The organism is Kribbella yunnanensis, assembly GCF_039529655.1.
GTDB lineage: Bacteria > Actinomycetota > Actinomycetes > Propionibacteriales > Kribbellaceae > Kribbella > Kribbella yunnanensis.
The window spans coordinates 1-13,349 of the sequence record NZ_BAAANF010000037.1 but is presented as its reverse complement, the minus strand read 5'-3'; the positions used below and the strand labels follow the sequence as shown (position 1 = coordinate 13,349).

The window sequence follows — 13,349 nt, the reverse complement described above, 5'->3', positions numbered from 1 at the left end:
CTTTCAGTGGGTGAGAGCCGGGGCGGCGTCGACCTGGTCGACCGCCGGCTTCTTGTCGCGAAGGAGCAGGAAGGCAAGGAGGGAGGAGCCGGCCACCGCGATCGCGCTGGCGACGAAGGTGCCGGACATGGCCTCGGCGAAGGTGATCTTGGCGAGGTGGGCGAGCTGACCATCACCAGTGCTCGCAGCGACCGCGAGCGCTTCACCGATCGAGCCGCGGGCTGCCTCGGGTGTCGAGTCCGGCATGGACGAGGTGAAGGTTCCGGCGAGCGCACTGCCGAGGATCGCGATCCCGAGCGCAGCGCCCGCCTGCTGGACGGTGTCGTTCAGGGCCGAGCCGACACCGGCGTGCTCGGCCGGCACCGCACCCATCAGCGCTGCAGTCGCGGCAGGCTGCGCCAGGCCGGCGCCGATCCCGAAGACACCGAGTGCGAGCGCGACCATTCCGAAACCGTCGTCGGCGCGCAGCGTTGCCATCACACCGAAGCCAGCAGCGAGCACCAGCAGACCGATCACCGTCATCGGGCGGTTGCCGATCTTCTGGCCGAGCGTGGCGCCGATGCCGTTGACCAGGATCACCGCGACTGCCATCGGGACCAGGGCGAGACCGGCTCGGGTCGGCGAGTAGCCGAGGACGAACTGCAGGTACTGCGTCAGCGCGAGGATCAGACCGCCGTTCGCGATCTGCAGGAGGACGAGCGACAGGCTGCCGCCGCTGAAGTTGCGGTCGCGGAAGAGCTGCAGCGGAACCATCGGGACCGGCGTACGGAGCTCCCAGACGACGAAGGCAACCAGGCTGGCCACCGCGATGATCGCCATCGGCCACGACACACCACGCTCAGGCAGTTCGATGATCACCCAGACCAGCGACACCAGACCGACCATCGACAGCACTGCACCGACCGGGTCCGGCTTGCGCCACGGGCCCTTCGACTCCGGCATCCAGATGACCGCGGCCGCGATCGCGATGACGACGACCGGCACGTTGATCAGGAAGACCGAACCCCACCAGAACTTCGCGATCAGTGCACCACCGAGGACCGGGCCGCCGATCAGGCCGACCATCAGCACCGAGCTCCAGATCGACATCGCCTTACGGCGTTCCTCGTCGTCGAAGACGGTGATCAGCACCGACAGGGTGCTCGGCATGACCACCGCGCCGCCAATCCCCATCAGGACCCGACCGGCGATCAGCATCTCCGGACTACCGGCGTACGTGGCCACCAGCGAGGCGACCCCGAAGATCGCCAGGCCGATGATCATCACTTTCTTACGGCCGTAGCGGTCGGACAGGCTGCCGGCCGTCAGCAACAGGCCGGCGAAGACCAGGATGTAGCTGGCCACGATCCACTGGATCTCCTGCGCGGTCGCGCCCAGGTCCTCGGTCAGGACCGGGATGGCCACGTTCAGCACACCGTTGTCCAGCACCAGCACCAGCGTGCTCAGGCAAAGCACGATCAGAATCAGCCACCGACGCGGATGACGAGCAGTCATCACGCACCTCCTCAGAATGTTTATTGAACGGTGTGCAAGTTGCTTGAACAGTGTGCAGGAGAACCTGTACAGCGGTCAAGTCCTGCACAGCGTTCAGGTCATCCGCTAGACTGCGGAGATGGCATCCGACGAATTCGACTCCGTCTGGACCCGGCCCAAGCGCAACCGGCGCCGCGAGCAGCCGGCGCTCAGCCAGGAGCAGATCGTCGCCGCGGCGATCAAGCTCCTCGACGCCGACGGCCTCGAAGCGCTCACCATGCGCAAACTCGGCGCCGAGCTGGGCGCTGTGGCCACCGCGGTCTACTGGCACGTCGCCAACAAGGACGAGCTGATCGAGCTCGTCGTCGACCACGTGTACGGCGAGATCGACGTACCGGAGATCTCGTCGCCGGACGAGTGGCGGGCTGCCGCGACCGAGTTCGCGCAGAACTTCCGGGCCACGATCCTGCGGCATCCGTGGCTGGGCTCGACGCTCGCGGATATCGGCGTCACGCTGCTCGGCCCGAACTTGCTGCGCTCCTCCGACCGCACGCTCGGTCTCTACCAGACCGCCGGCTTCGGGCTCCGGGAGGCGAACTACGCCTCGACCGCCGTGCTCAGCTATGTCGTCGGCTTGACCTCAGCCGAGGCCGCAACAGTCAGCAAGGTGAAGCGCAGCGGCCTGTCCGAGCAGGAGTGGACGGCCAAGCTCTGGCCCGCCGCCGAACAAGCGGCCGAACCCTACCCCCGGCTCAAAGCCCTCTATGCCGAGTACACGAGCAGCTCCGCCGCCGAGGGCGGCGACGAAGTCTTCGCCTACGGCCTCAACTGCGTCCTCGACGGCCTCCAGGCCCGTCTCGCCTGAGGCTTCGCCAGAAGCGTTCGAGTACGGCGCTTGAGTCCCGTACGGCGGTTCCGGGTGGGTGCATGCGCATCATCACCGGTCCGCGAGGCGCCGCGACGACGCCACCGGTCATGTGGTGCCGCAGATTGGTGCTGAGGAGTTCCGGTACGCCGGTCTGCAGCAACAGCTCGAAGGTTGTCCGGAGCTGCATCTCGGCGAAGGCTGCGCCCAAGCAGCGGCGGGCTCCGGCGCCGTACGGGAAGAACTCGAATGGCGTCGGCTTCACGGTCGCCCAGCGCGTCGGGTCGAACTCGTGCGGCCGGTCGTAGACCTTCGGGTTGCGGTGCTCGAGGTAGGTGGACAGGAACAGCAGCGCGCCGCGAGGAACCCACGTGCCTTGGATGTCGACGTCCCGCATCACCCGCCGAGGTAGCGACATCGGCACCGTCGGCATCAGGCGCTGCGTCTCCTTGATGACCGAGTCCAGCTCGTCTTGGGCGTGCCCACCGGCGAGCGCGATCATGGCCCACGCCATCGTGACCGAGGTGGTCAGGTAGCCCGAGGCGAGCATGCCGTGCAGTTCGCCGACGATTTCGTCCGTCGAGAGCCGGCGCCCGTCCTCGTCGGTGGCGTGGCACAGGATCGACAATGCATCCACCCGCGGCTCCGCGTCGCGGTTGGCATCGATCAGCGCGGACAGATCGCGGTGCACACTCTCGACCAGCCGCAACCACCGCCCGTACGGCGTGCGGCGACCGAAGCGGAACAGGAACACGCGCGGGTCCATCGTCGCCACGAGCAACTGCGTGACCCGCTCGCTCAGTTCGGCCTCGGCGTCGCCGAGGCCGATCAGGCAGGCGAGCATATTCGCGTTCGTCAGCCGATCGAGTTCGGCGACCAGGTCGAACGTCTCACCCGTCGGCCGGGCGAACGGGGAGCGTTCGAAGTTCCGGATGACGATCTTCTCGTAGCTGTGGATGGCCGACCGATGCATGATCGGCAGAAGCAGTTTGCGGGACCGCACATTCCGCCGGCCGTTCAAGGTCGCGGTCGCGTCGAACAGCGTCGAGTACGGCTGCCCGGTCGGGAGCGCGAGTGGGCCGTCACTCAGATGCTCGAACGTGGTGACGTCACCGAGTACCTGCTTGGTCGCGGCACTCCCCCGGACCGCGACGATCGACCCGTTGCCCAACGTCACGCCGACGACCGGGACATCGCCGTACGACGCCAGCCGCTTCCGCGAATAGTCGACCTGCCCCATCCAGAAGCGCAGGTTGTTCAGATGCGCCGACCCGGAGGGACCCGGGACATCGGCTCGCAGCGTGGCGTCGTACAGGCGGTTCGATCCCATTTTCGCAGTCTTGCGCCGACCGTAGCCCTGGGCAACGAAATGCGCTCAGGGCTGGCCGTTCGTGCAGCAGATCAGCGTTGCAGGACAGTGCGTTCGACAACGGTCCACGTCGTGGTGGTCAGCAGGTACAGGCCGGCTGCGAGCGGTACGAAGGCCGCCGTGAGCAATGTGCCGTACGGCAACCAACGAGCGAGCCGACGCGACAGCGTCGTTGCGGACTCATCCAGCTGCCGCAGCGCGAGCCGGGCCGAGAACCACGCGACAACCCCGAGCAGTACGGCGAGCACCAGGAACCCCGGTGTCGCGGCGAACGCCGGCCAGTGCAGACCGAGCGGTGCACCGAGCAGTGTCCCGCTGATCAGCTGGTTGGTCGCACCGCCGACCAGGGCACGCGAGAACAGCGTGTACATCAGCCAGAAGAACGGCAGCTGGGCCAACGTCGGCATCATGCCGGCGAAGAGCGTCGTACCGTGCTCGGTCTGCAGTTTGGCGAGCTCGCGCTGCAGACGCTCCGGATTGTCGCGATGGCGCTCAGTGAGCTTCTTCAGGTGCGGCATCAGCGCTGCGCGGGCGCGCAGCCCGCGGTGTGCGCGCACGCTGAGCGGGAGCAGGCAGAGCCGGACCAGCAGGGTGCAGGCCACGATAGCGATGACAGCGGCCCAGGGGCCGGCCAGTGGCTGCAGAGCGGTGACGAGGGATGTGAGCAGGTGATAGGCACCGGAAACCGGTGCCTCCAGGAAAGAAGGCACAGCAAGACTCCAGGAAGGTGAGAAGGAACGAGTAGCCCGAGCGGGCTACCGTCCTGGAGCTCGAGGCCTGGGTCTGCCGGCGGCGTCCGGATCGCGGAGCCGGAGGAACGCGGTACGCTCGGCGCGGTCGCGGACCGAGGCCGCCCGCGCGAGCAGCGGTGCCGGGGTCGGTGCCGCGGAGCGGGCGACCAGCAGCACGGCCAACAGCAAAGCCGCCGCCGTGAACACGGCGGCGGCCAGAGATGCCGTATCGAGGACAGGGATCACCAGCGCAATGGCGCTGGCGATCACCTGACCCATCATCAGTCCAGGTAGTCGCGCAGGACCTGCGAGCGCGACGGGTGCCGCAGCTTCGACATCGTCTTGGACTCGATCTGCCGGATCCGCTCGCGCGTGACCCCGTAGACCTTGCCGATCTCGTCCAGCGTCTTCGGCTGGCCGTCGGTCAGACCGAACCGCATCGAGACCACACCGGCCTCGCGCTCGGACAGCGTGTCCAGGACCGCGTGCAGCTGCTCCTGGAGCAGTGTGAACGAGACGGCCTCGGCCGGCACGATCGCCTCGGAGTCCTCGATCAGGTCGCCGAACTCGGAGTCGCCGTCCTCACCGAGCGGAGTGTGCAGGGAGATCGGCTCGCGGCCGTACTTCTGCACCTCGATGACCTTCTCCGGGGTCATGTCGAGCTCCTTGGCGAGCTCCTCCGGAGTGGGTTCCCGGCCCAGATCCTGCAGCATCTGCCGCTGGACGCGGGCCAGCTTGTTGATGACCTCGACCATGTGCACCGGAATCCGGATGGTGCGGGCCTGGTCGGCCATCGCGCGGGTGATCGCCTGCCGGATCCACCAGGTGGCGTACGTCGAGAACTTGTAGCCCTTGGTGTAGTCGAACTTCTCGACCGCGCGGATCAGACCGAGGTTGCCCTCCTGGATCAGGTCCAGGAACAGCATGCCGCGGCCCGTGTAGCGCTTGGCCAGCGACACCACCAGGCGCAGGTTGGCCTCGAGCAGGTGGTTCTTGGCGCGGCGCCCGTCCTCGGAGATCCACTCGTACTCGTCGCGGACCTTCTCCTTGAGCTTGGCGGCTTCGTCGCCCATCTGCTCCTCGGCGAACAGGCCGGCCTCGATCCGCTTCGCGAGCTCGACCTCCTGCTCGGCGTTCAGCAGCGGGACCTTGCCGATCTGCTTCAGGTAGTCCTTGACCGGGTCCGCGGTGGCCCCGGCGACCATCACCTGCTGCTCGGGCTCGTCGGTCTCGTCGGCCTCGGACACGATGAAGCCCTGGTCCTCGGTGATCTCCTTCTCCAGGCCCTTCACCGCATCGGGCTTGAAGTCGGTGTCGTCGACCTCGTCGAGCGCCCGCGGCTTACCCGTCTTGGGGTCGATCGCCAGTCCGGCCTCGGATACTGCCTTCTTCGCCGGCGCCTTCTTGGCGGCAGCCTTCTTCGCGGCGGGGATACCGTCCTCCTTGGTGCCGGCGGCCTTGACCGCAGCCTTCTTTGCGGCCGCCGCCTTCTTGGCAGCGGGGTCGGTCACTCGGGCGCTGGTCCTCGGAGCGGCACTGCGGGCGGTGGCGGCCACCACTGCCCTTACCGACTCGGCGGGAACATTCTCGGACGAGCTGGACGACACGAAATACCTCTCGTCTGACGCAGGGTTTTGTACGACGTGCTGGTGCTGGTACTGCATGCTTTTGGATACGACTGTGTGCGGCGGCTCGCTGGTCAGGCGGCGACAACACTCCATTGTAATCCGCAGACCAAGCCAAGGCGTTCCGCGACCCCCCGAAGGACGCCTTCAGGCCTCCACCGAAGCGCCACGTTGCGCCGGTGGAGGCCTGTGCCGAGCACTGTGCGTTCTGCCGTGCTAACCGTTTCTGGTCTGCCGCAACGGGCGGGCGACCACCCGCTGCCGGCCGACCTGCTGCTCCTGCTTGAACTGCCGCACCTTCACCAGTGACGCGACATCGATCACGTCCGCGACCGACTTGAACGCACCGTCCTCGCCGTACGGCTCGGAGGCCTCGCGCCAGCCGCGCGGCCGGACCTTCAGCTGCTTGCCGAGCAGCGCGACGAAGATCTTCGCCTTCTGCGCGCCGAACCCCGGCAGCGCCGACAACCTGGCCAGCAGGTCGTCCCCGGACTTCACGTCGGACCACAGGCCCGAGGCGTTGCCGCCGTACTCCTCGTCGAGGTGCTTGGCCAGGGTCTGGATCCGGGCCGCCATCGCGGTCGGGAACCGGTGCACCGCCGGCGGACCGGCGACGATCTCGACGAACGCGTCCGGATCGTAGTGCGCGACCGTGGTCGGGTCGAACGGACCGGCCATCCGCTTGGCGATCGCGACCGGGCCCGCGAACGCGCGCTCCATCGGGATCTGCTGGTCGAGCAGCATGCCCACCAGCAAGGCGAACGGATCCCTGCTCAGCATCTCGTCGGCGTCGGGCTGCTGTGCGAGGCACAGCTTCTTGCTGCGTGTCGAAGTCACCCCTAGTCCTCCCCTTCCTCGGCCTTTACTGCCAGCACCGGGCACGGAGCTTCGAGCAGCACCCGCTGGGCGTTGCTGCCGAGGATGAGCTTGCCGACCGGTGAACGGCGCCTCAAGCCGATCACGATGAACTCCGCATGCACCTGCTCGGCGACGGCCACCAGGTCCTCCGCCGGGTCGAGGCCACGCACCAGCTGCCGTACCTCGTACGGCACACCGGTCGAGTCGAGCTGCTCCCGAACCTCCGTCAAGGCGGCGTCACTCGCCGCGGCCTCGTCGCTGTCGAAGCTGCGACCGCCACGGTGCGAGTTCACCACCACCAGCTTGGCGTCGCGCAGCGTCGCCTCTTCGGCCGCTCGCCTGAGGGCGGCTCGGCCCTCGGCCTTCGGCACATATCCCACGACGATGGTCGTCATCGCCCTGCCTCACCTCCGGGTGTCAATGTCGACCCGTTCCGAACGATACTGCTCCCGGCCCGAGTCGGCATCCGCTGCCTATACACCACCTGGTGTCGCAGATGCCAGCTGGTGTGTCACGGTCGGCCGATCGTCGAGCGGGTAGTACACCCGCACCGCTGCAGCCGTCGTGATGACCGCTACGCCGGTGCCCGAGTACTACCCGCGGCGGGACGCTCTAACCTTCCGGTTGCCACACCTTTGCAGGGCTGTCACCCAACACGCCACCCCTGTAGGCCGGGTCGTTATCGAACTCGTCCACCCAGTTGCCCTGGGCAAGATCGCCGGTTCCGCCCGGCTGACCGTGGTTCCGCGCTCCCCCGAGCGTGTTGTCCACCGTTGTCTGCACTCAATACCTTCCCCGCCCCACCGCCCCGAGCAGGCTAATCCGGTTCAGTCGATGGGCCATTCGTGAACCGGCGTGTTCTCGTGCATGTGATCGCGATAGCGGCGCAACATCCCCCGCAAAGCGTCCTTCCGATCGTGCGATCCCTTTGTATACAGTCGATGAAACTCGTCGACCTGCCACGACGCGCCGTTCCGGTTGGTCAGGCAGCGTTGCTCGATGATGCCCAGCAACCGATCCCGGACCGAGGTGTCGACACCCCAGGCCTCGAGTCCCTTGGACGCGAGTGGGAGCAGGCGTCGCAACACCAGCTCGGTGGCGCGCGCCGTACCGACTCCTGGCCAGAAGACCTCGGCGTCGATGCCGCTCTTCGCTGCCTCGTGAAAGTTTTCCTCAGCGGCACTGAACGACATCTGCGACCAGATCGGCCGTTCGTCATCCGCGAGCGCGCGAACCAGGCCGAAGTAGAAGGCCCCGTTGGCGATCGTGTCGACCACGGTCGGGCCGGCCGGCAGCACGCGATTCTCTACGCGCAGGTGCGGTTTCTCCCGCACAACGTCGTACACGGGACGGTTCCAGCGATAGATCGTCCCGTTGTGCAGGCGAAGTTCCGAAAGGGCCGGCGTGTCACCACGATCGAGTACGGCGATCGGATCCTCGTCCGACGTCACCGGGAGCAGCGCCGGGTAGTACCGCGAGTTCTCCTCGAAGAGGTCGAAGATCGAGGTGATCCATCGTTCACCGAACCACACTCGCGGTCGCACACCTTGGGTCTTCAACTCGTGCGTGCGGGTGTCGGCGGCCTGCTCGAACAACGCGATGCGGGTCTCGCGCAACAACTCCTTGCCGAACAGGAACGGCGAGTTGGCACCGATCGCGAGTTGCACACCGGAGATCGCCTGCGCGGCGTTCCAGTAGCGCGGGAACGCCTCCGGCGTCACCTGCAGATGGAACTGCGTCGACGTACACGCGGCCTCCGGCACGATGCTGTCCGCGGTCACCTGCAGCCGCTCGATCCCGTCGATGGAGATCTGCACGTCCTCGCCGCGGGCGGCGAAGATCTGATCGTTGAGCAACGCGTACCGCGGGTTCGTGCTGAGCGCCTCGCGATGGATGTGCTCGGTCAGCAGCGTCGGCAGGATGCCGACCACCACCATCGACGACCCGGTCCGGGACGCCTTCTCCTCGGCCGCGTTCAGGCTGTCGCGGATGTTCGACTCCATCGTGTCCAGCCCGATCCCGTCGATCTGCCCGGGCGGCACGTTGATCTCGATGTTGAACTGGCCGAGCTCGGTCTGGAACGCGTCGTCCTCGATCGCGCTCAGCACTTCCGAGTTCTTGAACGCCGGATCGCAGCGCTCGTCGACCAGGTTCAGCTCGATCTCGATCCCGGTCATCGGCCGGTCGGGTGCGAACCGGTCCTCGCGCAGCATCCGTGCGAACGCGTCCAGGTTGCGATGCACCTGATCGCGGAACGCGGTCCGGTCCGCCCGGGTGAACTCGACCCGGTCGACTTCCTCACCCATTGCGCCTCCCCGGCTTGGCTCCTCGCCTCAGTGTGCCTGAAGGTGCCCGTTCATGGGGTTCTCACTCGCGTGGTGGACGTCAGACTGGGTAGACGATGAAGTGATCTCGCACGATTCGCTCCGGTTCAGCGCCCAGCACGGCGTCGAGCTCAGCCAGTACGGCGGGCGCCAGCCGCAGCTCGTGCTCGTCGGGGTGCTCGGTCGCGCCCATCGGGTAGTCCTCCCCCGGCCGCGTCGTCAGCTCGATATGCGCTCCCAGCACCCACTCCACCGGATTGCCAGCGGCAACAAACCGCGCCAGCCGCGACACACTCGCACGAAACGCCGCCCAGTCGGCGACGTAGAGTCGCCCGGGATACACCGTGTCACCCGTGAACAGCAGCCGAGTCGCCCGGTCGTACACCGCGATGTGAGAGGCGTGATGCCCCGGAATCGGGATGATGTCCAGCACCCGATCCCCCAGATCGAACTGAGCAACACCCTCCGGCCACTCACTCAACCCGAAGAAGGCAGCAACCTCTGGGGCGGTCCAGCCGACCACCTCGGTGGGGATGGGGACGATCGCCTCCGCGAACTCGGCGTCTCCTCCTACGTGATCACCATGGGCGTGCGTGTGGGCGACGACCAACTGCTGTCCGTCGAGCAGACCTTCGACCAGCGGGCGGAGTGGTACGTGGCCGGTGCCTGTGTCCAGCAACAAAGCTCGTTCGGTGCCGAGTAGTAGGTACAGGAAGGGGGCCTCGAAGTTCGTGTGGAGACCCTGCCGGATGATCACCGTGCGCTCGTCGTAGCGCTGCACCTCATGGTCCATACCAAGAATTGTCGGTGGCGGCGGGGAAGATAGGCCAGTGCGTATGGAACCGTCGGTGCTGCATGTCGATCTCGACGCGTTCTTCGCGGCCGTCGAGCAGCGCGACAAACCCTCGTTACGCGGCAAACCGGTCGTCGTCGGTGGGATCGGACTCCGCGGAGTCGTCTCCACCGCGTCGTACGAGGCCCGCAAGTACGGCGTTCGCTCCGCGATGTCGACCGCGGAAGCGCGTTCGCGGTGCCCGCACGCGGCGTACCTGTGGCCGCGTTTCGAGGTGTACCGGGCGACCAGCCAGGCGGTGATGGCCGAAATGCGCGCGCTGTCGCCGCTGGTCGAGCCGCTGTCGCTCGACGAGGCGTTCATCGACTTGGCGGCGGCCGGGCTGACCGGGCTCACCGACGACGACGTACGGGCGATCTCCGAGGACCTCAAGGACTCGATCCGGAAGGCGAGTGGCGGGCTGACGGCGTCGGTCGGGGCCGGGACCTCGAAGCTGATCGCGAAGATTGCCAGCGATCTCGACAAACCCGACGGCGTGGTCGTCGTACCGGCCGGCACCGAGGCGGACTTCCTGGCGCCAATGCAGGTCACCGTGATTCCCGGCGTCGGACCGGCGACCGCGCAGCGGCTCAGCATGGCCGGCGTGCGGACGGTTGCCGACCTGCAGCAGCTCGACGAGGACGAGCTCGTCCGCCAGGTCGGTTCGGCGCACGGCACGAGCCTGCACCGGCTTGCCGTCGCGGCCGACGACCGGCCGGTGGTCAGCGACCGCGAGACGAAGTCGGTCAGCGTCGAGGACACCTTCGAGATCGACATCATCGACCGCGCGCTGCTGACCGCGATCGCCGATCGGATGGCGCACCGCGTCTCCGAGCGCCTGCAGAAGGCCCAGCTCTCCGGGCGGACCGTCACGCTGAAGTCGCGGATGCACGACTTCACCACGCACACCCGCTCCTCCACGCTCGCCGGTCCGACCGACGATCCGCGGGTGATCGCCCGGGTGACCCGACGGTTGCTCGACGACACCGACCTGGCCGGTGGCATCCGGCTGCTCGGCGTCGGCGTGTCATCGCTGGCCGACTGGATCCAGGACGACCTGTTCACCGAGAGCGAGGCGGCGGAGGCTGCGGAGGCCGAGGTGGTCGATGTGATCGAGATGCCCGACCGGTCCCGCGAGCAGCCCGGCTACCACCCCGGCCAGGACGTCCACCATCCCGACCACGGCCTCGGCTGGGTGTGGGGCTCGGGCCGCGGCCGGGTCACCGTCCGGTTCGAGACCGCGGAGACCCCGCCCGGTCCGGTCCGGACCTTCGCGGTCGACGATCCGCTGCTGACAAAACGGGCAACCGCCGTGGCGGAGGAAGACGCGGAGGCCGAAACTCGACACAATGGGCCGAATGAGTGAGGAACGGCGGGGGGTCTACCCGTTCTGCGGCAGCTGTACGGCGTCGTCGGTCGCGTGGCGGGTCAACGATCCCGCGGGCGCGACCGGGATCGGCCGCCGGTTCTACGGCCACACCGACATCTGCGAGAACTGCGGTTCCTCGGTGCGGACGCTCTACACGACGTTCCTGTGGATCCCGTTCGCGAAGGCCGGGCGGTTCCGGATCATCCCGACCGGCGGCCGGACGTACGTCGCGCGCAAGGTGATCGATACCCCGATCGTCGCCGTACCGGGTGAACCGGCCTCGGCGATCGACGCTCATCCCGAGCTCGAGCGCGATCCGTCGTACCGGCAGGCCGAGTCGTACTGGGAGGCCAAGGAGCCGGGTCAGGCGCTGCCGTTCTACCAAGCGGCGCTGGCGTTGCGGGAGAGCGTGCTGGAGGCCGACGATCCGGCCACGCTACGCGTGCGGCTGCGGGTGGCGCAGGGCATGCTCGCGACGGGGAACTACGGGCGGTCGATCGCGTGGTTCGAGTTGGTGACGCCGCAGCTGGCCCGGGTGTTCGGCGCGCAGCACGAGCTGACCCGCTCCGCGAATGAAGGCGTGACCGGTGCTCGGCTGATGGTTGGCGGACCGCGCTCAGAGGCGAGTCTGCTGACCGACATCGTCGCGGTCGACACCAGCAACCTGGCCACGTACGACCCGCAGTTGATGCGCGACCGCGCTGCACTCGGACGTGCCCTGCTTGCAGGCGGCGAGATCACTCCGGCTCTTGAGGCGCTGACTGCGTCGGTCGTCGATGCCACGGCTGCGCTCGGTGCGGATCATCCGGACACTTTGGTCTACCGGGCGGCGCTGGGCGAGGCCTGCGAGGTGGGCGCGGCGCGCACACGGAAGCGCGACCTGCCAGCCGTCGAGGCAGCGCAGCGGTTGCTCAGCGACGAAGGCGCACCGACAGACAAGTGACACACCCTTCGAGCTTCTCGAACTCACTGATGTCGACGACGACCGGCGTGTAGCCGAGCTCCGCGAACAACGCGGCCGACTTCGGCGCCGACGCCGCCATCAGCAGCCGGTCCTCCCCCAGCAGTACGACGTGAGCGCCCGCCTCCTCGGGGACCGCGCGGAACGCGTCGAACGCGGCCGGGTCGTCGACGAGCGGCTCGTACCCGATCACCGTGCCATCCGGCAGTGCGGTCACGGCCGACTTGAGGTGCAGCACCTTCTGGACCGGCACCGCGCGGACGTCGGCACCCAGCGGGGTCAGGGCGGCTGTGAGCTGCCGGATGCCTTCGGCGTTCGTGCGCCCGCCGAGGCCGACGTACACGATGTTGCCGACCTTGAGGATGTCGCCGCCGTCGAAGGTGCCGGGCTCAGTGACATGAGAGATGCGGTAGCCCTGCTCACGCACCGCCTCCTCGGCCGCTGCGGCTTCGGGGCGACGCGACTCGGCTCCTGCCCGAGCGATCACCGCGAGGTCGCCGTACACGACCATCGTGTCCTCGACGAACACCCCGTCCGGGCAGGAGTCGACTGGTGGTACCTCGACTGGGGTCCAGCCGTGCTGCGCGAGTACGTCGACGTACTGCTGCCACTGCCGTACGGCGAGTTCCGGGTCGACCGGCTTGCGTTCGATGTGCGTGATCAGCCCCTCGGCCAAGCGGGGACTCGGGCGGCGGACGAGCGCAGTAGGCATGAGCGCAGCGTAACCGGCAACCTGCCAGCAACCACGTCAGCAAGAAGCTCCCCAGCCCGCCGACCCCGCTCACCGCGACTGCCCCGGGGGTCCCACCACCCCTTGCTCCCGCGACCGCCCCCGCCCCCGCCCCCGCCCGCACCCGACTGTGACAACCAGGTCGCCGGAAACCCGGCGGATTCAGGTGGTTGTCGCAACACTGCGGTTCGGATAGGGATTTGAGAGTAGCT

13 protein-coding genes are annotated in these 13,349 nt (G+C 67.7%); 3 read left to right on the top strand and 10 right to left on the bottom strand.

What is annotated here, in order from left to right; translation table 11 throughout:
- Positions 1-3: 3 nt before the first annotated feature.
- Positions 4-1,494, bottom strand: coding sequence for an MFS transporter (locus ABD231_RS41140; RefSeq protein WP_344165658.1), 1,491 nt, complete (start codon positions 1,492-1,494; stop codon positions 4-6).
- A gap of 118 nt (positions 1,495-1,612) precedes the next feature.
- On the opposite strand from ABD231_RS41140, the gene ABD231_RS41135 reads away from it, so the two are divergent.
- Positions 1,613-2,338: a TetR/AcrR family transcriptional regulator gene (locus ABD231_RS41135; protein WP_344165655.1), complete on the top strand. Its 726-nt coding sequence runs from the start codon at positions 1,613-1,615 to the stop codon at positions 2,336-2,338.
- On the opposite strand, the gene ABD231_RS41130 is transcribed toward ABD231_RS41135, so the two are convergent.
- The 8 genes from ABD231_RS41130 to ABD231_RS41095 all read right to left on the bottom strand — a co-directional run bounded on the left by ABD231_RS41130 (position 2,298) and on the right by ABD231_RS41095 (position 10,038).
- Positions 2,298-3,668 carry a cytochrome P450 gene (locus tag ABD231_RS41130; RefSeq protein ID WP_344165652.1) on the bottom strand — a complete coding sequence of 457 codons (1,371 nt, stop codon included), beginning with the start codon at positions 3,666-3,668 and terminating at the stop codon, positions 2,298-2,300. The two genes, ABD231_RS41135 and ABD231_RS41130, sit on opposite strands and share 41 nt — an antisense overlap.
- A 71-nt stretch (positions 3,669-3,739) precedes the next feature.
- The gene (gene yidC, locus ABD231_RS41125; protein ID WP_344165650.1) at positions 3,740-4,417 is read right to left on the bottom strand and encodes a membrane protein insertase YidC; all 678 of its coding nucleotides are present in this window, start codon (positions 4,415-4,417) and stop codon (positions 3,740-3,742) included.
- A 45-nt stretch (positions 4,418-4,462) separates the two neighbouring features.
- Positions 4,463-4,720 (bottom strand): DUF6412 domain-containing protein, encoded by a 258-nt coding sequence (locus ABD231_RS41120; RefSeq protein WP_344165647.1) that lies wholly within the window; start codon positions 4,718-4,720, stop codon positions 4,463-4,465.
- A complete protein-coding gene (locus tag ABD231_RS41115; RefSeq protein WP_344165707.1) occupies positions 4,720-6,045 on the bottom strand; it encodes an RNA polymerase sigma factor in 1,326 nt (441 codons plus the stop codon). The genes ABD231_RS41120 and ABD231_RS41115 overlap by 1 nt, the downstream gene beginning before the upstream one ends.
- Positions 6,046-6,279: 234 nt before the next feature.
- Positions 6,280-6,900 carry an HhH-GPD-type base excision DNA repair protein gene (locus ABD231_RS41110; RefSeq protein WP_132407569.1) on the bottom strand — a complete coding sequence of 207 codons (621 nt, stop codon included), beginning with the start codon at positions 6,898-6,900 and terminating at the stop codon, positions 6,280-6,282.
- 2 nt (positions 6,901-6,902) lie between these two features.
- On the bottom strand, positions 6,903-7,316 hold the full coding sequence (locus tag ABD231_RS41105) for a universal stress protein (protein WP_344165643.1): 414 nt from the start codon (positions 7,314-7,316) through the stop codon (positions 6,903-6,905).
- 432 nt (positions 7,317-7,748) lie between these two features.
- Positions 7,749-9,227 (bottom strand): glutamate-cysteine ligase family protein, encoded by a 1,479-nt coding sequence (locus ABD231_RS41100; RefSeq protein ID WP_344165640.1) that lies wholly within the window; start codon positions 9,225-9,227, stop codon positions 7,749-7,751.
- 79 nt (positions 9,228-9,306) lie between these two features.
- Entirely contained in the window at positions 9,307-10,038 is a 732-nt protein-coding gene (locus ABD231_RS41095) for an MBL fold metallo-hydrolase (RefSeq protein ID WP_344165637.1), read from the bottom strand.
- A gap of 37 nt (positions 10,039-10,075) precedes the next feature.
- Between ABD231_RS41095 and ABD231_RS41090 the strand changes: the two genes are divergently transcribed.
- Positions 10,076-11,443, top strand: a complete 1,368-nt coding sequence (locus tag ABD231_RS41090; protein WP_344165634.1) for a DNA polymerase IV — start codon at positions 10,076-10,078, stop codon at positions 11,441-11,443.
- Entirely contained in the window at positions 11,436-12,389 is a 954-nt protein-coding gene (locus ABD231_RS41085; RefSeq protein ID WP_344165631.1) for a tetratricopeptide repeat protein, read from the top strand. Before ABD231_RS41090 ends, ABD231_RS41085 begins: the two co-directional genes overlap by 8 nt.
- Here the strand turns inward: ABD231_RS41085 and ddaH are convergent.
- On the bottom strand, positions 12,358-13,119 hold the full coding sequence (gene ddaH / locus ABD231_RS41080) for a dimethylargininase (RefSeq protein ID WP_344165628.1): 762 nt from the start codon (positions 13,117-13,119) through the stop codon (positions 12,358-12,360). The two genes, ABD231_RS41085 and ddaH, sit on opposite strands and share 32 nt — an antisense overlap.
- Positions 13,120-13,349 lie beyond the last annotated feature (230 nt).